The following is an 18,557-nucleotide window of genomic DNA, read 5'->3' as shown; positions in this document are numbered from 1 at the left end:
TCTGTGTTGAGTTGTTTCGGAAGCTTTTTGTAGCTGCACCTCCTTGTTTTTTAATGGGAAGTTAACCGTTTGATTGGAATGTTCCGTTTAACTGGTTTTATTATAGCGAGACTAGATTTAATTGGAAAATCAGGAAAATGGTGAAATTTTGGTAGGGATTCCTCTGTTTGTATGGGGGATTTTTCCAAAATGGGGCTAGAAAAACTAATTTTATAGGATTTTTAATGATTTTTATTAAAGACTATCATTTTTTTATTTGTAATATTTTCTCAAGGAGAAATAGGAGAATTACCAGGGGAGCTGTGTATAAAATATTCTAAATGATTGTGCTCCGATGATAACAAATGCATGTCAACAACGGTTTGAATTATCTCATTTTCAACGGTCTAAAGTTCCCCATTTTTAGCGTTCAATCGGTATCGGTTGAACGCCCGCTTTTTGTTTTTCTCTTAAACGATATGAGTTGCCTTTAATGTTAAAAGGAGTAGAATGATGTAATAGACGATCCAGTACAGCTGTTGCGAGAATGTCATCTCCAAATACATTTCCCCAATCCACATACGACTTATTAGATGTGAGAATGATGGATCCTTTTTCATAACGTTGAGAGACAACTTGAAAAAAGATAGTGGCACTCTGCTCGTCAAATGGAAAGTAGCCTATTTCATCCATAACTAGGATGTCACGTCTACACAGTTTACTAATCAATCGACTTGTAGTTCCATTTTGCTCTGCTTTTTTACAAGCTGAGATAAAATCATCACAACGAGTATAGTAAGCTGAATAGCCTCGTTGGAGCGCCTCTACTGTAAATCCAATTGCTAGATGTGTTTTTCCAACTCCTGGCGGACCCAAGAGTAGGACGTTTTCTCCATTCTCAATAAACCGACAGGTTAATGCTTCCTTAACCCTTCTTTCGTTGATACTTTGTTGAAAGGTAAAGTCAAAGTCTTCTATCCTCTTGATATAAGGGAGCTTGGCTCCTTTCATTCGTTGTTGAAAGGCTTTTTCTTCTTGAAATTCAATCTCCCGCAATAAAAGGGTGTCTAGAAACTCAGAGTATGATACATTATGTTTAGAGGCATCTTCTAGAATGCCTTCTATTTGGTCAGCTGTAAGCTGAAAACCAACTTTCTTAAGACGTTCAGTTAGAAGAGACAGACTCATCGAAGTTCACCTTCTTCCAACTGTTCTTCATACACCTGAAGGGAACGTTGTTCCACTTGAGGTCCAGAGATGGGAATGTGACGGGTCGCCAAACCTTTTGTTGTCACATTCTCTTCTTTTTTCTCCTGATAATGCTCAAGACTAGTTAAGGATGTTGTTTCTCCTGATAGAATAGGATGTGTTGCGATACATTCTAATTCATAATAAATTTCAATGTGATGATGCAATGTTTCTTTTATTCGTACCTCTAAACCTTTGTATCGGTAAGGAACAGAATATTTACAACTCTCATATGTAACGCAACTATTAGAATCAACTGTTACTGTCATCCACCTATGAATAGGGAATAAAGGTCGTATATTCCACTTCATCAATTTCTCCTGTTCCGCTTCAAAACGCTGAAATGGGGATTCCAATGTTGTTTGATTACACTTTTTATTTGCGACTTGATCTAGCCAGTTCTGTAAGTGTTCATTCATTTCATTGAGCGAAGCTGGGAGTTTACGCTGCATAAAGTTCTTCTTTAAATATCCCACTGCGCTTTCCACTTTTCCTTTTGTCTGAGGTCTTCTTGGTTTACACGCTTTAGGTACGATTCCATAGTAAGCTAGAAATTCTTCGAATTTCTGATTAAATCGGATATCAGCCGGAGTATGCTTGGTTACTACAGTTTTCATATTGTCATATAGAATTTGTTCTGGAACACCGTTAAAGTAAGAGAATGCATTCATATGGCATTTCATTAATTGTTCCATGTTCATGGTAGTAGTAATCTCCATGTACTTCATTCGTGAATACCCAAGCACCATGACAAAAGCATATAACTTTTGTTTTTTCCCATCCATTGTGTACTCTCCGAGTTCTCCCCAATCCATTTGAGCCTGTTTACCTGGAGGAGTCTCAAAACGAATACTTGTCTGTTTCTTTGGTTTTTGACGGTACGGACGTATAAAGTCTCTTAGAATTGTCATTTTCCCATCGTACCCCATACCCTGTATTTCCTCGAAGAGGACAACACAATTCGTCGTTCCTTCTCTTAATCGCTTCAGAAGATATTCCTTATAATCATCTAGTTTGCCTTTTTTGTTAGTTTGTTGGTTATTTTTTCTCCTTGGTAGTTCATCTTGTTTTAAATATTTCCGTATGGTTTTTCGATCAAATCCAGTTTCGGCTGCGATGGCAACCTGTGTCCACCCTTTTTGATGTAACTCTCTAATCATAAAAAATTCCCCGCTTTTGACCACTGTCTCTCCACCTTGTAATCTTCTTAGTTTTGAGACAATTATCCGTTATTTATGGGAACTTTTAAACCGTTCATATTGGAGAGTTTACCACCGTTGTTTGCAGCAAATTACTTCAGCAGTATGAAAGAGAAAAATGGAATGCTAGGAGGAAGAGATAAATGACTTCTTCATTCGTCTGGTTGGGATTACAATAGAATCTATAAAGAGATTAAAGGTAGAAAACTAATACAAACAAAAAAATCCCGAGCCTGGGATTTCTCTGTGCTTGTATACTAATCAAACGTTTGTTTAAAATTAGAATGATTATTGAAAATGCTCTGCAACTATTTTTTTCATTTCATCCTCATTAACCACTAGCTGATAATTGGTATTTTTTAAAATATCATCATACAGCCTCTGTCCTTCACCACTCAGCTGATAATATTGAAGATTTTGAGCTGGGTTGGAATCCCTTACAGCCAGTCCTAGACTCAGCATATCCGCTGTTGTCATGTTTGAGGCAGTTAAAAACTGCGGAATAGTTTGAACAAGCTTCGGTAAGTTCTTAATATTTGCAGGATCTAGCGCTGCATTTGCAATACCTACAAGTGCTTCCTTCTGTAGCTGCTGACGGCCAAATTCCCCATTTTGTAGCGAGTAACGCTGACGAACAATCTCTGTAACCATTTTTCCATCTAAAAACTGGGTTCCTTTTGGAATCACTTTATTGCGATTTTCAGGATACCATGCCTGCAAGATCTTTACATCAAACGGTACATTCATATAAATACCGCCAACAGCATTGGTTAGTGCTTGCAGACCTTCATAATTTGTTTCTACATAGTAATTAATTGGTAAGCCGGTTAACTCACTAACAGCCGTGGCTGCCGCTTCAACTCCTTTTTGGGTTCCCTCTGTTGCTTGTTTAATGTACTGGACGCTTGTTAGCTTTGTGTAGCCATAGCCGTCTAAGTGTACACGGGTATCACGTGGAATACTCATTGCACTATACTCTTTTTTATTTATGTCAACATGAACAACAATCATAGAGTCAGAATGTCCAATGTTTTCTCCTTTTCGCTGGTCTGAACCAATTAATAGAATATTAAATGCACTATTTTGAACCTTGGATTCCTGTTCGTTTGTTTGGGCTTCCTTTGTGTTATTGGAACTTACAACAGGAACTGTTTTGAAATGATTTTGCGGCTGCAGCTGTTTGTAGGCATAGGCAATAGCACCAGCGGCAATAATGACCAAGGCTAGTAGGCTATACCCTAGTATTTTTAGCTTTTTTCGTTTCAACATAGAGACCCCCCAATGCTTTTAGATATAAGAGATTTATAATTTCTATAAATAACCATGGTACGATGATACCATTAATAGGTTATATTTCCAATGATGAAAATCTTATATATTGTTAACAAATGATAATAAGAAAAGTTAGTTCAAATAGTTTTTATTTTTATACACAGACCTTAGGGATGCGTTGGTGCATCAAATTATTTAGTTAATGATAAGGATTTGTAAAACGTTATAGCAACACAACCAAAAAAGTCCTCTAAAATATATAGAATACCCGTTATCTCTACAACTAAATGGTAAAGTTTTCTTACAAGGATTCTTATTTAAAGTACTGTAGTCTTAAAATAACTTGGTGGAGGATATCGTGAAACCTTTTGATGAATTACCGATTAAAAAATGATTGCTACAAACAAATGAGTTAAATTTGGCTAATTAAACTAATAGCATCCGTAACTTTAACGTGATGTTAATACAATATGTTCTAAGGATTCACAAAAAGGAGATAAAATGTTTAGAAGGGGAGAGGTGGAAGGATGAATTACGTTCGTTTGAAAACGGGGCTGCATGCTGACCAGGTTGAGGATAGAATGCAATACAATCCTGAAATTATTGAACTGCATTTGGTTGAGGACGACTTATACCGGCCCGAAAGGATTATGCAATGTATACGGCTGTTAAAGTCTAAAGGTGTTCGTGTGTATATGCATCATCCCATGACCCACAAGGAACAATTCTTAGATATTATTAGTTCAAGTCAGGATATGCGTGATCATTATGACTGGTCCTGCAGCGTTTTAGCGTCGATTTGCAAACAGGAAGATATTAAGTGTGTAATTCATTGTCAATATGAGTCCTCAGAATATAGCGATTATCGAAGCCCGGTTATGCGAAAGGAAATGAGAAAACGAATTGAAAAGGTATTACAGATTTGTAGTGAATCTTTTCTTTGGGAGGATACAACACGGGGAATATTCTCAGCTGAAAATCCATTTCTGCTTTCGGAAATTGTAGAACCATTGAATTTGTCTTTGACTATTGATGTAAGCCATTCTTTTATAGCATTAAGAGGAGACAATAAAAGATTACAGGAGCATTTAGAAAGCTTTCATATCTTCGCGAGATATTTTCACCTGGTAGATAGTATGGGTATAAGCCATGATGCCTTGCCGCTCGGTAAGGGAAGAATTGATTGGGGAATGGTGAAGCCTTATGTTAAGGATAAGGATTTCATTTTTGAGATAGATTTAGAGTCTTCAAGTCATAGTGACTGTACTCCTATGATTCTAAGTGCAAATTACTTTAACCACATTTAAGAGAAAAATAGAACGTCAAGCTGAAATTATGGGATGATCTGCTTCTATCAGATTTTCTCTATTATCCAATCTCATAGGCGGTAGATTATCGTTCCTTTATATTAATTTGCCTGAAGGGTTTGGATGGAAGACAGAGACTCTTTAGAAGACATCATTGCATCCGCCTGGAATTGGCATTGTAGATTAATTGTATGAGAAAAAACAGAATAGACAGATGTATTTTTTAGCATCTGTCTATTCTGTTTTTTTGTTTTTTGTCGTAAGAAAAGAATAAAGATATTATCAGTATATGTTAGACAATCTTGCCGTTTGACGTGAAGTCTATTTAACCCTGTTTTTGTTTAAGTGAACGAGATATTGTTCGATATGGAATTTCTATTATAAGGCTTTTTATATATGCTTTAGACGATGTCCCTGCTTCTTATAATAATATTTTCCTGCTTCTCGTTCTTTAAAAATGCGTATACCAAATAATTCCAATGGGGTCCAAATCTTTTTTAAGTATAAAATTGGCATTTTCTGTCACCGCCTTATTGGTAATTTGTGAATAATATGGTAAATATATATGTCGTTATTATGTTAATAAAAATTACCATTTTAGTCAACAATTGTAATCGCTAACATAAAAATTGTATGTGATTAGGGATATTTAGAGTGTTTTTTGCAATCGTTTTCAAATGGGTTTAGGTAAAAGACGAACGATGTTGTTTTGGTTGAACTCCCTTTAGTTGTTTCAACAAATATGCGTAAGAGTCCAAAATATAGGAAGCAGCAATTAAACCCCTATTTAAATAAATGTATTTATGGAATTGGGGGGAGTTATTGATTTACTAATTTTTATGTGTATTTGATAAGAAGGCGATTAACAAAATAATGGGGAAAATCTAATTAATCGTATTGACTATTTTAGATTGGTAATCTATTATACTTTATGTGAATAATATTGATAATCATTTTCAGTAGAATGATTTATTTTTTTATTTAATGTTGATAATGATTCTCAAAATCAAAATATAGCGAAGGAAGACGATAGGAATGGATATTCAAGCACAACAAGAGCAGGCAGTCAAAGTAAAGAGCAGGCCGGTTTTAGCTGCGCAGGTCCTTCTTGGTAGCGCGCTGCTTCTGATTGTGGGCTTGATTGGTTCCGTTTCGATAGGAGCAGTCCATATTGATTTTCGAACGGTATGGGAAGCTGTTTTCCATTTTAATCCTGATGTGACTGAGCATCAGATTATTCAAGAGTTGCGGCTGCCGCGTGCTTTGGCAGGTGCGATGGTTGGCAGCTGTTTTGCGGTGGCTGGTGCTATTATGCAGGGAATGACGCGCAATGTGCTGGCGAGTCCGGGATTGATGGGGATCAATGCGGGGGCGGCTTTTGCATTAGCTGTTGTGTTGGCCTTTTATCCGGGCCTTTCGTATCAGTATGTTATTGTTTTTTCTTTCGTTGGAGCGGCTGTTAGCGCAGGGATTGTATATGGGATTGGTTCGATGCATAAGGGCAGGACTAATCCTGCCAGGCTGGTTCTCGCTGGTGCGGCTTTATCCGCTTTGCTTAGTTCATTAAGTGCCGGAATTGCGATTTATTATCATATCTCTCAAGATATTGCCTTTTGGTATGCAGGAGGAATGGGAGGGGTAAAGTGGTATCACATCAAATTGATTGCACCGTGGATGATTGGCGGGGTGATCGGGGCATGCATCCTGTCACGTTCAATTACTCTTCTTAGTTTAGGGGAAGAGATTGCAACCGGGCTTGGGCAGAAGACGAAATGGATTCAATTGATGGGCACTGCGATTGTGTTTATCCTTGCCGGTGCAGCTGTAGCTGTGGTGGGACCGATCGGTTTTATTGGGCTTGTGGTTCCGCATATTGCCCGATTTCTTGTTGGTGTAGATTATCGATGGGTGATTCCTTGTTCGGCTCTTTTAGGCGGTTTGCTGCTTGTTTTGGCTGATATGGGGGCAAGAATGATTAATGCTCCCTTTGAGACGCCGGTAGGCGCCATTACAGCTTTAATCGGGATTCCGTTCTTTCTTTATTTGGCCCGTAAGGAAAGGAGGGAGCTGTAATGGGGCAGAGAGCTATCACGAATTTTATCCTTGTTTTGCTTGTGTTAGGCCTGCTTATTGTAGTTGCTTTTATGGTTAGCATGAATACAGGATATTCCCGTCTTGCTCCGATTGATGTGCTGCAAACACTCGTTGGTGCAGGAACGGAAAAACAGAGCTTGATTCTATTTAATTTCCGGCTTCCCAGAATTGTGATTGCTATATTAGTAGGGGCTGGTCTTGCGGTATCGGGTGCTATTCTGCAGGGGGTTTCCCGTAATAGTTTAGCCGATCCGAGTATACTTGGCATTAACGCGGGGGCGGGTTTGGCCGTTGTATTGTTTATTTCATTCTTTTCCAGTAAGCAGGCTGCTCCTATTTTATTATTGCCGTTTCTGGCTTTAGTTGGGGCAGGGGCTGCTGCCGCGCTTATTTATGCTCTTGCCTATAAGAAAGGGGCAGGGGTTTCCCCGCAGAGCTTGCTACTGGTTGGAATTGCCGTGGGGGCAGGGATTGCCGCTACAATGCTTGTGTTAACGACCAGAATGGATCAAGGAAAGTTTGAGTATGCTACGATCTGGCTGACAGGGAGCATTTGGGGTGCGAATTGGAAATTTGTACTCGCTTTGCTGCCATGGATTCTCATATTGATTCCATTTGCGATTTATAAATCCAGGGTTTTAAATATATTGACTTTGGGGGAGCAGACTGCGAGGGGCCTAGGGGCTTCTGTAGACAGAGAGCGGCTTGTCTTGCTTATTGCTGCGGTTGGGTTGGCAGGAGCCTGTGTTGCGGTTGGGGGAGGTATTGGCTTTTTGGGCTTGATAGGTCCGCATCTAGCACGCAGATTGGTTGGTCCTAGATACCAGTTTGTGCTTCCTGCCTCGGCTTTCATTGGCGGATTGCTCTTATTGGTAGCTGATATTTTTGCACGCGTTCTTTTGCAGCCTACGGAAATCCCGACAGGAATTGTTGTTTCTGCAATTGGGGCGCCTTACTTTCTTTATTTATTGGCACGATCCAAGGATTAAAGTGATTAGAGGAGCGAATGCATGGGGGTAGCGCTTGTGTAATCCTGTTCTTTCATTATTATATAGAAGCTTTTACTTAGAACATTGGTGTATGTAGACAGAAGGAGGAAGATGGCATGGTTGCTTCACGAAAAAATGTATTTGGTTTATTGGCCTTCATACTGATGAGTGTACTGCTTCTTGCCGGCTGCGGTTCTGCCCAAGACCAAAGCGCAGCGGCGAAGGAATCAAGTGCGAATGCGGATGAAGGAAAACGGGTGATCAAACATCTGAAAGGGGAGACAACGATTGAAGGTGAGCCTAAGAAGATTGCCGTGTTAGATTATCGGCTTGCTGATTCTCTGTTAGCGCTCGGTATTAAGCCCTACGCTATGACAAGCTACATGGGTGAAACGAACCTGGAGTACTTGGATGGAAATCCCTTAAAAGATGTCAAAAATCTAGGGGATGAACCGAATCTCGAAGCTATTTTGGAGGCTGAGCCAGATTTGATTATTGGCCGGGAGCCAGATGCCCAGATTTACGATGAATTAACGAAAATTGCTCCTACTATTATTTTGCCAATGCCTGATGATTGGCGCGCTGCATTCGTTGAGTTAGGGGAGGCATTAGGCAAGAGGCAGGAAGCGAATGAATGGTTGGCCCAGTATGATAAAAAGGCGGAACAGGCAAAGCAAAAGCTTGCACAAAAGGTTGGAAAAGATGAAACGGCACTTTATATGCGAGTGATGCCAAAAGAATATAGAATTCATGGTCCTAATCAGTTTCTTGGATCTACCCTTTCTAAGGATTTAGGATTGAAGCCGCTTCCTGAGGTGGAGTCTATCAAGAAGTTTGAAGCTATGTCTATGGAGAAGCTGCATGAGCTCAACCCGGATTATATTTTTCTGCAAATTGGTGCTCCGGTAAAGGGCGGCGATAAAGAGGCGGAAAAGAAATATGAGGAATTGAAGCAAAGCCCGATCTGGAATAGCTTAGAAGCTGTAAAGAAAAACCAGGTTTATATCGTTCCTGAGTGGGTCATCAGCGATTATCCGTATATTCATGATAAGTCCATTGATATCGTGCTTGAGAAAATGGGTGTTAAGCAATAAGAAGAGTATTTTCTAGCTGCATGGGCAGGCGTATTTATTAGCGTCTGTCCATGCAGTTTTTTGTGTTCTCTGCCATTTTCTTATTAGAAGGGAAAAAGGCATTTCAAAATGCATATACATAGTCCGTGGCTCTTCAAATCCCTTTACTGTTAACTTAACGTTAAAAAATTCAAAACAGTATTGACTCTGTACCAAGGTACAGGGTTCATAATAAGGAAGGGGAGGGAGATTATGACAGGACTAACGATGAGCCAAGTAGCAAAGGAAACGAACGTGAATATTGCCACGGTACGTTATTACGAAAAGCGGGGACTTATATGTAAGCCGCCTCGAACGGAAGCCGGCTACAGAATGTTTTCTTCCCAAACGGTTGAAGACATTAAATTCATTAAAAGGGCACAGGATTTAGGCTTTACTCTTGAAGAAATTAAACATCTGTTATCTATATGTAAGGGAGAAGGAGCCCTTCCAACAGAGGAAATGCATCAATTTGCAGTCAAAAAGCATAAGGAAATTGAAGAAAAAATCCAGCAATTAATCAAGCTTCAGTCATTATTAGAATTAGTCGCTGTACGCCCGCCCTCGGAGCATCCGCTTTCAAAGGAACAGTGTCCTATCCTTAAAAAACTAACAGAGGGAGAGATTCATATTGGCTAAAAAAATCGAGGTTTTTACGGCTGGCAGTTATTTGTGTGATGGTGTAGTGAAGCAAGTAAAGCAGCTAGCTTGCCGGCATTGTGAAGTCGTCGTGTATGATTTAAATAGAAGCAATTCTACTGCCGAAGGGGAACAAAAATCTAAAGCATATGGAATTCAAGCGATCCCCGCTGTAGCGATCGATGGAAAAGTCATTGATCTTACGAAGCTGAAAGGAACAAAATGAGGTTTATTCCTGCATGATGCTAAAGCCATGGATGAAGGGAAGATATGGTGGGGAAAGGGAATGTCTTCACTATTTCACAAAGTATGAATAGGGGAAAATAGGAGGGAAGGTCATGTCTTCTTCACATATTTTAAAGAGAACTGGCGGACTAAGTTCGTTTATTTCGGGTATATTATTAGCTTTGGCGCATCTGATTAACCTGTTTAGCGAAGCAGAGTACGGTACTGTATTAGGAAATAGCTTCGTTTTTGCTGCTCATGTCCTGCTGGTATTTGCCTTTATAGGTCTGTATCATGCCCAAGGAGAAGGTAACGGTGTATTAGGTATTTTAGGCATGTTATTCGGTGTACTCGGAACTATATTCGTTTCAGCTGTTGTTTTGATAGAGATCGCAGGTGCATCAGGAGTTAATATTGTACCAATATTTGAACTAGCCGTTCCTAATATGATCCGTACAATAGGGTCTCTTATGTTTGTGATTGGAATGATACTATTCGGTGCTTCCATAGCTAAAAATAAGAAATTACCCTTTTGGGGAGGAGTTCTTTTAATAGTAGGAACCATTGTTTTCGCAGCGGGCAGTGCTGCGGGAGATGCAGAGCCTCTTATTACTGTGATTGGTGCTGCGATTACAGGAGCCGGGTTTGTTTGGATAAGTTTACCCGTTTTTAAGCGAGATACTAGTGTCTTCAAACGAAGTTCAGAAAGTCACAGGCTTTAAGGCAGGGAATGTTATTGCTGTACCAATAGCTGTCTTTCGCCGATCATGCCGCGTTGTACAACGCGGCATCTTTAGCTTTTAATTGACGGGTCTCAAATTTGAGTAACGATGTATGAAAAATGGGTCAAAACAGGTAAATTAATGGTAATAATTATATTCAAAAGAATGCTTCTATAAATATAAAACGATAAAGAGGGGAGGGATTTTATGAAAGAAACGGATGTGGTCATTGTTGGTGCCGGGTTTGCGGGACTTTCTGCTGCTTGGGAATTAACAAAGAGAAAAATAAATGTAGCCGTAATAGAAGCGATGGACCGTGTAGGCGGGCGCGTGTATAGCTTTCAAACGAAGGATGGTGTAACGGTTGATCTTGGGGCACAGTGGATCGGACGCTATCACAGTCGGATGAAGTCTCTCGCTAAAGAATTTGGCTTGCCTCTTGTGGGCACTTATACCGAAGGAAAAACAACCTACCATCTAGGAGGAACGATAAAGAGGATGGAAGGAGAAGATCCTCCCCTTTCACCTGAGGGTCTTTCTGATTTATCCCAGCTCAAGCGTAAAATGGAAAGCCTGGTAAAGGGATTGCCTAAGCAGGAAATATGGAAATCACCTTTGGCAAAGGAAATCGATACATACACGCTAGATGCTTGGATTCAAAGCAATATGTCTACAGAGGAAGGAAGAGCTTTTTTTCGTCGATTTGCAGAGGTGATGTGTGTGGAGCCTTATGAGCCGTCAGCTTTGGATTTCTTATGGGGCTTAAAAACGAACGGCGGTTTTCAAAGGAGTTTAACAGCGGAGGAAGAGTGGTTTTCAGAGGGGGCACAGACACTTGCTTTAAAGATGGCAGATGCAATGAAGGATAACATATACGTAAGTACACCGGTTAAAAAGATTGAATACAGCAAAGATGGTGTGCTTGTTTTTTCTGAAAAGCAGGCTTGGAAGGCGAAGAAGGTCATTGTTGCTGTTCCGCCAAGCGTTAGTGACCGCATTGAATATAATCCGCCTCTTCCAGCGGGACGCGATTTAATGACGCAGAAAATCGGCCAATCATCCATTATAAAAATGGTGCTTATTTATGAAAAGCCTTTTTGGCGGGAGGAGGGTTTAAACGGTGTTGTAGAATGCGGCAGAGGTTTAGTCCGGTTTGTTGCAGATAGTTCGCCGGATGATGGGAAAAGGGGAGTTTTGACGGTTCTCTCCGGGGGAAGATATGCGAGGGAATTAGCGAGGCTTGAAAAGCACGGTCGAAGGCAAATCATTTTAGAGGACATGGGTTGCCTGTTTGGTCCAAAAGCCAGTCAGCCGATCGAGTTTTATGAAAAGGATTGGGCGGAAGAGCCATGGATTCGAGGGGGATATTCTGCTCATTTTCCGCCCGGGATTATTACCTCCTTTGGAGAATGGCTGCGAAGGCCGATTGGGCCGATCCATTGGGCCAGTACGGAAACAGCAGATGAATGGAAGTTCTATATGGAGGGCGCTGTGCAATCAGGGGAACGCGCGGCAAAGGAAGTATTTGATGAGCTGAATTCAACTGACCCGCCGCCTGCCCGCTAGCGTATTAGCGGGCAGGCGGCGGGCAGTTCAATTGATTTCAAAGCAGCTGTTAGAGAGTTCGTAAACTAAAAATATGAATATGGCGTTAATTCTATTTAATTAGCACAATAAGTATCGGCAAAATGATAAAAGAGGCAAGTGTCGTCCAAACAATACAGTTAGAGACAATGCTTGAGGATGCACTAAATTTCTCCGCTAAAATGCCGGCATTCACTGCCACAGGCATACACGCCAAAATAAAAAGAACTAAAAAGAGCGTGCCGTTTATATTTAAAATATATAAACAGAATAATGCTATAAATGGCGATACAATCAATCGGATAAACAGCCCCGTCAAAAATGCCAGCTGCCCCTCGCGCTTCAATCCGTTGACTTTAACACTTGCCATTTGGGCGCCTAATATAGCCAGTACGATTGGAGAATAAGCCGAAGCAACCATTGAAACCCCCTGTTTAACGGAATGCGGAAATTGGAGGTCGAATAGGCGAAGGAAAATAGCTATTAACACTGCGTAAATAGCAGGAAGCGAAAAGATTGCTTTCATAGCATTTGTTATTGAAAATTGTGAACGTGCTGCAAAGTATACGCCTATTGTATTCACAATAATCATTTGGGCAACGACATAAACCGATGCCTTTTCCAGCCCAATTTCTCCAAATGCCAGCAGCACAAGCGGGAGTCCATAATTAACGCTATTTGTTAATGTGGAAACCAAGGTGAGTGCAGCATTCTCAGGAGAGGGCAATTTTATGATTTTACCAAAAGATTTAGCAACTGCCCAAAGAAGAATAATATTTAAAATGCTAAAAGTAACAGTCTGATAGATTTCATTGATGGAGATCTCTGCTGTGGTTAAGGTATTCAAAATGATTGCTGGGCTTAAAACATACAGGTAAATCGTTATTAAGGGTTTTGTATCGAGGTTCTTAAAAATCTTAAGGATTGCCCCGCAAATGACTGGTATGGAAAGCGGGATAATAATCTGATATAGGGTAGAAAAAACTGTCTGAAACATAATTTATACCGTCCTTTCTACAGCTGCGTAAAACGAATCCATGTAGTTTAAGACATAGACGATCGATAGGTATATTTGTTCACTTCGTGAAGGAACTCCTTTTCGGGCAGCTGCCTAAAGCATGTGATGGATCATTTCAACCATTTTCATAACCCTTCAATCAGATTCAAATCCGGGCTATACGGCGGCGGGAACACAAGTTTTCCGTTTTGGAATCGGCGTCTTCCGGTGTCTGATGCAACGCGATGCCGCGTAGGCGTTGTTCCTGCTTCAGTGTAAACCGGCGAGGCGCATCCGGAGAGTACGATATGGTCAGACCCGATAATCTGCCGGTTCGATAGTGTTTGATATATACCCGCCGCCGCGGTCGTTTGGGGTTCAGCGCATCTGTCATTGGTCCATGCGTATAGCAGCCTTTCAAATAAAGAAATACCGCCTGTCAAAAGCCGTCCATTCGTTTTGTATATTCTAGCAGTTAGTTGTTTGTATTTTCTTACTATAATAAAAAGTTATTAAAATATTCTTTTGAAACGAGAGCAGTTTCCTTTTTATCACGGAATATTGCTTCATAATTATTTTCATCCTGCTTCACTAATTCTTTTAGAGAAGATTTATTAATAATAAATGAGCGGTGCGCCCTTAAAAAATTACTCGGCAGTAGCTCTTCTAGTTTTTTTAAAGGTACCCTGACCGATACTTGATTTTCTTTGCATTTTATAAAGGAGCACTGATTTAATCTTTCTATGTAGTACACTTCATCCAAAGGAATGAACAGGACCTGCCCTCTCTTTACAATAACCATTTTATTTGAAACAACAGAAACTGCCAATTCAATCACCCCATTCCCAAATTAATTTACCGAATTTATTTTAAGAGATAAGAAAGTACAGCCTGCCAAGGCTTTGTCTAGCCTCCACGGTCTGCTCCCGGTGGAGAAAGATCCCCGCCCGCCGAGGCAAAAGGAGCCTCATTGTACGGAGAACTGTCTCCTTCAGGAGCAGGGCGGACCGTGTCCGCTTTTCTTAATTCATTCTAGGCAAATAGCTTGGTCTTGATTCTTCGTAGCTAGTAATCAATTCTTCATCACGTAAAGTTAAACCGATGTCATCTAAACCATTGATTAAGCGATAACGCGTAAACTCATCTAATTCAAAGTCTATTTCAAAGCTGCCGCAGCTTAATTTTCTATTTTCAACATCGACACTCAATTCGATATATGGATTTTCCTTAACTACTTCGATTAGCTCTTTTATGGTAGCATCAGATAATTCAACTGTAACTAGACCAACCTTGGAGCAATTCGTTTTAAAGATATCTCCAAAGGAAGGGGCTACAATCACCTGAAATCCATAATCCTGCAGTGCCCAAGGAGCATGTTCCCGGCTTGAGCCGCAGCCGAAATTTTCACCAGCTAGTATAATAACGGAATCTTTATACTCCGGCTTATTTAGAAGAAAATCAGGATTTTCACGCCAATCTCTAAACAAGAAGTCGCTGAAGTTGGCGCGTTTTGAAAATTTCATCGCATCACTTGGGGCAATTTGGTCTGTATCGACATTTGAGAAACCTAACGGCAGTGCTTTTCCTTTAACCTGTTTAACGGCTTTCATTGGACAACCTCCTTATTTAGATCCTGTAAAGATGCAAAGCGTCCCATAATCGCGGTAGCAGCTGCAACTGCTGGGCTAACTAAGTGAGTTCTGGCACCTTTTCCTTGTCTTCCCTCAAAATTTCTATTGCTGGTTGAAGCACATCGTTGTCCTGCTTCAAGGACATCTTCATTCATTCCTACACACATGGAACAGCCGGCAGCACGCCATTCAAAACCAGCATCCTCAAATACAGCAGCTAATCCTTCATCCTCAGCCTGTTGTTTCACATTCATAGAGCCAGGCACTACAATTGCACGTACCCCTTCTTTAACCTTATGGCCTTTCACAATATCAGCTGCCGCTCTTAAATCTTCGATTCTAGCATTTGTACAGGAACCGATAAATACTGCATCCACTTCAAGATCTTTCATTCTCATGCCTGGCTTAAGTCCCATATATTCTAAAGCTCTTTCTTCTGTTGCGTCCTTAGGAACCGGCACTCGGTCATCTATTGTAATAGATTGGGCAGGCGTTGTACCCCAAGTTGTAAATGGCTTTAGTTCAGAAGCATCTATAATTACCTCTTTATCAAACACTGCTCCTTCATCAGAATAGAGCTTGCTCCAAGCCTCTACTGCCTTATCCCATTCTTCGCCTTTAGGCGCATTTGGTCTTCCTTTTAGATAATTAAAGGTAGCTTCATCCGGTGCTATCATTCCTGCACGGGCACCGCCTTCAATCGTCATGTTACATACAGTCATTCTGCCTTCCATAGAAAGAGAGCGAATCGCTTCCCCGCGGTACTCAATTACATGTCCTACTCCGCCATCAGTACCTATTTTTTGTAGTATTCCTAAAATTAAGTCTTTTGCAGTTACATCTTTAGGCAGTTTTCCTTCAACGGTAACCGCCATCGTTTTAGGCTTTCGCTGCGGCAATGTTTGTGTAGCTAAAACATGGGCAACCTCACTAATGCCAATTCCAAAAGCCAAGGCACCAAATGCGCCATGAGTAGATGTATGTGAATCTCCGCATACAATCACCATTCCAGGCTGAGTCAATCCTCTTTCTGGGCCGATTACATGGACAATTCCCTGTCCGCTGGTTCCCCATGGGAACATTTGAATACCAAATTCTTCACTGTTCTTATGTAATGCATTCATTTGTTCTGCAGCAATTGGGTCTTTTACAGGTTGACCAAGATTCGTAGTTGGAACCTGGTGGTCCATTGTAGCAACAGTTAAATCCGGTCTTCTCACTTTTCTTCCCATTTGTCTTAACATATTAAATGCATGAGGCGATGTAACTTCGTGCATCAAATGAAAATCTACATAGAGTAAATCCGGTTCCCCACTTCGGCTGCGGACTAGATTTTTTTCCCACACCTTATCAAAAAGCGTCTTTGGACTATTCATAATGATCCCCTCTCCCTCTACTTTTTTATAAATTCTTAACATTAATAGCAAAAAATCTTTACAAATCCCACTATGTGAGATATGATTCTCATATGATGGATAAACATAGTATAAATGAAAATAATGGTAAGTTCAATAGCGGAGTTGGGGTTTTGGATAAATTTGTTTATATTTTGGAATTTTTAGCAGAAAGGGGTTCAGCAGATCTGAATGAAATTGTTAGGGCAACTAACATTGCCCGTTCTACAGTCCATCGATTATTATCTGCCATGGAGGGGCATCATTTAGTAACAAAAAATAAAGATGGATATCTGTTGGGTTCAAGAATAGCAGGCTGGGGAGAAGTATCGTATTCCAAGAATCTTGTAGATTTAGCTAAGCCTATCCTCGTTAAATTAACAAGCCTGACTGGGGAAAGCAGCCAGATTTACGTTAAGGAAGGAGATAAACGAATATGTATTGCCTCAGTTGAACCGAGCCTGGGATTAACCAATACAGTACCAGTTGGTTCTATATTTCCTTTAGAGGTAGGTTCAGCGGGTAAGGTTTTTTTGGCTTGGTCAGAAAACAAGTCGTATGAGGATAAATATCATAGCATCCGTCAGCAGGGATGGGTGGAAAGTGTAGCTGAAAGGGAAGAGGGCGTAGCCAGCGTTAGTGCCCCCATTTTTTCAGAAACAGGTATTCTTAAAGCAGCGATCAGTGTCAGCGGCCCTATATCCCGCCTTGGTACAAATCCTTCTAAAAAGCTGGCGGAGTATGTTGTAAACGCAGCAAAAGAAATTCAATCCTCTCTCAAAAATTAAATATGGGGCATTCCTTTTGGAGGCTGGGAAATGAAATGGGACATGGAAGAAACTATTGTCCCATTTCATTTGAACGTAATAGTGAAAAAAGATAGGTTTGTTGATGATTTGAGAAGCTCATGCTGATATGGGCTTCTTTTCTTATTTACGTAATTCATAATAAATTTTAATCTTTTTTACACTTAGAAAAGGCTTAAAATGTAAAACCCGCTTCATTAAATCTAGTAGACAGATATTTAAATACAAAACATGCCTAATTGGATAAAATTTACCTTATCTGTAAATTAAATCTAGTATAATTCCCTTTGTAAGTATATTAGTTTGAATTCGGAGGTAAATGATGAAAGTAAAAAATTTAGTACTGTCACAAGAAGCAAGTGCAAGAATTTTTAACTTATTAATTGGCCTAGAGAACAACCCGTATCAAAATTATACACAGTTTAGGGATGAAATTAGCTCGTACATAAAAAGGGATGAGATTCCAAAGGATTTCTTGGTTCTTTGTGAGGAAGTAATAGCTGATCGTAAGACAGGGGCAACGTACGCTCATCTTTTAAAGAATTGTCCGATTGATCCTGTACGTCCTACTTTCGATCACGATAATCCTGTTCAAGATAAATATAATAAAAAGAATACATATGTGGGTGAAGGTTTCCTGGAGTTAGTTGCACAATTATGGGACATGCCTCCTTTAGCATATGACACACGCAATAATGGAGATTTTTTCCATGATGTGTATGCCCAATCTAAATATTCCGGCACGCAAACTCAAAAAACTGATAGCGATCTATTCTATCATAATGACCGTACAGCACATCATGTCCGTGCAGATTACCTGGCATTATTAGGAATGCGTACCCACGATGAAAATCGGGTTTATACTGGGTATATTGATGGAAGGGCTATTCTCAAGCATTTAACAGAAGAGCAGCAGCACGTGCTTCGGCAGCCATACTTTTTTACACCTTTCGATGAATATTCACGAGACTCTAACAAGGAACAAGATATTTCGGAGGCTCATTATATTTTAGAGGATATTCATACATTCCGTTACTATGAAACTCGAACTACTTACTTACACAATGCTCCTGTTGAGGCGAAGGAAGCATTACTAGCTTTGAAAAATGCAATATTATTAGCTGAAAAGGACCACGTGCATATTAACACAGGAGAGTTATTTGTATTCCCAAATCAGCAGGGGCTCCACAATAGATTAATTTTGGAAGTTAAAGATCCAGAAGAGGCAAAGAAGCGTTGGTTGCTTAAAACCTATAATTTTAAAGATAGTGCGGCAATGGAAAAATATCTAGATCATTTCCATTCAGATGTCCCAGGGTTAGTTAAAGAACCTATTCCTGTAATATAACAATTAACGGG

17 protein-coding genes are annotated in these 18,557 nt (G+C 40.2%); 10 read left to right on the top strand and 7 right to left on the bottom strand.

All coding sequences use genetic code 11. From position 1 onward, the window contains the following. Positions 1-402: 402 nt before the first annotated feature. The 3 genes from istB to AC6HZ4_RS25770 form a co-directional block, all read right to left on the bottom strand. Positions 403-1,167, bottom strand: coding sequence for an IS21-like element helper ATPase IstB (gene istB, locus AC6HZ4_RS25780; RefSeq protein ID WP_497492735.1), 765 nt, complete (start codon positions 1,165-1,167; stop codon positions 403-405). Further along, positions 1,164-2,411: an IS21 family transposase gene (gene istA, locus AC6HZ4_RS25775; RefSeq protein ID WP_497492734.1), complete on the bottom strand. Its 1,248-nt coding sequence runs from the start codon at positions 2,409-2,411 to the stop codon at positions 1,164-1,166. Before istA ends, istB begins: the two co-directional genes overlap by 4 nt. Positions 2,412-2,714: 303 nt before the next feature. Then, the gene (locus AC6HZ4_RS25770; RefSeq protein WP_497492733.1) at positions 2,715-3,695 is read right to left on the bottom strand and encodes an LCP family protein; all 981 of its coding nucleotides are present in this window, start codon (positions 3,693-3,695) and stop codon (positions 2,715-2,717) included. 530 nt (positions 3,696-4,225) lie between these two features. On the opposite strand from AC6HZ4_RS25770, the gene AC6HZ4_RS25765 reads away from it, so the two are divergent. From AC6HZ4_RS25765 to AC6HZ4_RS25730, 8 genes are all read left to right on the top strand, one after another. Further along, a complete protein-coding gene (locus AC6HZ4_RS25765; RefSeq protein ID WP_497492732.1) occupies positions 4,226-5,005 on the top strand; it encodes a TIM barrel protein in 780 nt (259 codons plus the stop codon). A gap of 1,035 nt (positions 5,006-6,040) precedes the next feature. After that, entirely contained in the window at positions 6,041-7,078 is a 1,038-nt protein-coding gene (locus AC6HZ4_RS25760; RefSeq protein WP_497492730.1) for a FecCD family ABC transporter permease, read from the top strand. Beyond that, positions 7,078-8,088, top strand: coding sequence for a FecCD family ABC transporter permease (locus AC6HZ4_RS25755; RefSeq protein WP_497492728.1), 1,011 nt, complete (start codon positions 7,078-7,080; stop codon positions 8,086-8,088). The genes AC6HZ4_RS25760 and AC6HZ4_RS25755 overlap by 1 nt, the downstream gene beginning before the upstream one ends. Positions 8,089-8,204: 116 nt before the next feature. Further along, a complete protein-coding gene (locus tag AC6HZ4_RS25750) occupies positions 8,205-9,182 on the top strand; it encodes an ABC transporter substrate-binding protein (RefSeq protein ID WP_497492727.1) in 978 nt (325 codons plus the stop codon). A 231-nt stretch (positions 9,183-9,413) separates the two neighbouring features. Beyond that, positions 9,414-9,839 (top strand): MerR family transcriptional regulator, encoded by a 426-nt coding sequence (locus tag AC6HZ4_RS25745; protein ID WP_497492726.1) that lies wholly within the window; start codon positions 9,414-9,416, stop codon positions 9,837-9,839. Further along, positions 9,832-10,065, top strand: coding sequence for a thioredoxin family protein (locus tag AC6HZ4_RS25740; protein WP_497492724.1), 234 nt, complete (start codon positions 9,832-9,834; stop codon positions 10,063-10,065). The genes AC6HZ4_RS25745 and AC6HZ4_RS25740 overlap by 8 nt, the downstream gene beginning before the upstream one ends. A gap of 112 nt (positions 10,066-10,177) precedes the next feature. Further along, positions 10,178-10,786, top strand: coding sequence for a hypothetical protein (locus AC6HZ4_RS25735; RefSeq protein ID WP_497492723.1), 609 nt, complete (start codon positions 10,178-10,180; stop codon positions 10,784-10,786). Positions 10,787-10,993: 207 nt separating this feature from the next. Continuing rightward, positions 10,994-12,352: a flavin monoamine oxidase family protein gene (locus AC6HZ4_RS25730; RefSeq protein ID WP_497492722.1), complete on the top strand. Its 1,359-nt coding sequence runs from the start codon at positions 10,994-10,996 to the stop codon at positions 12,350-12,352. A gap of 91 nt (positions 12,353-12,443) precedes the next feature. On the opposite strand, the gene AC6HZ4_RS25725 is transcribed toward AC6HZ4_RS25730, so the two are convergent. The 4 genes from AC6HZ4_RS25725 to leuC form a co-directional block, all read right to left on the bottom strand. Continuing rightward, positions 12,444-13,367: an AEC family transporter gene (locus AC6HZ4_RS25725; protein WP_497492721.1), complete on the bottom strand. Its 924-nt coding sequence runs from the start codon at positions 13,365-13,367 to the stop codon at positions 12,444-12,446. A gap of 496 nt (positions 13,368-13,863) precedes the next feature. Continuing rightward, complete coding sequence (locus AC6HZ4_RS25720; RefSeq protein WP_497492719.1) at positions 13,864-14,196, bottom strand: LytR/AlgR family response regulator transcription factor; 333 nt, start codon at positions 14,194-14,196, stop codon at positions 13,864-13,866. Between the two features lie 193 nt (positions 14,197-14,389). Then, positions 14,390-14,977, bottom strand: a complete 588-nt coding sequence (gene leuD, locus AC6HZ4_RS25715) for a 3-isopropylmalate dehydratase small subunit (protein WP_497492718.1) — start codon at positions 14,975-14,977, stop codon at positions 14,390-14,392. Next, positions 14,974-16,374, bottom strand: a complete 1,401-nt coding sequence (gene leuC, locus AC6HZ4_RS25710; protein ID WP_497492717.1) for a 3-isopropylmalate dehydratase large subunit — start codon at positions 16,372-16,374, stop codon at positions 14,974-14,976. Before leuC ends, leuD begins: the two co-directional genes overlap by 4 nt. Before the next feature lie 92 nt (positions 16,375-16,466). On the opposite strand from leuC, the gene AC6HZ4_RS25705 reads away from it, so the two are divergent. Both AC6HZ4_RS25705 and AC6HZ4_RS25700 read left to right on the top strand, forming a co-directional pair. Further along, positions 16,467-17,180: an IclR family transcriptional regulator gene (locus AC6HZ4_RS25705; protein WP_497492716.1), complete on the top strand. Its 714-nt coding sequence runs from the start codon at positions 16,467-16,469 to the stop codon at positions 17,178-17,180. A 337-nt stretch (positions 17,181-17,517) separates the two neighbouring features. Beyond that, positions 17,518-18,546 (top strand): hypothetical protein, encoded by a 1,029-nt coding sequence (locus AC6HZ4_RS25700; protein WP_497492715.1) that lies wholly within the window; start codon positions 17,518-17,520, stop codon positions 18,544-18,546. Positions 18,547-18,557 lie beyond the last annotated feature (11 nt).

The organism is Ectobacillus sp. OTK, from assembly GCF_059698935.1.
Note: the sequence above shows the minus strand (reverse complement) of the source record. Positions and strands in the feature narration are given on the sequence as shown.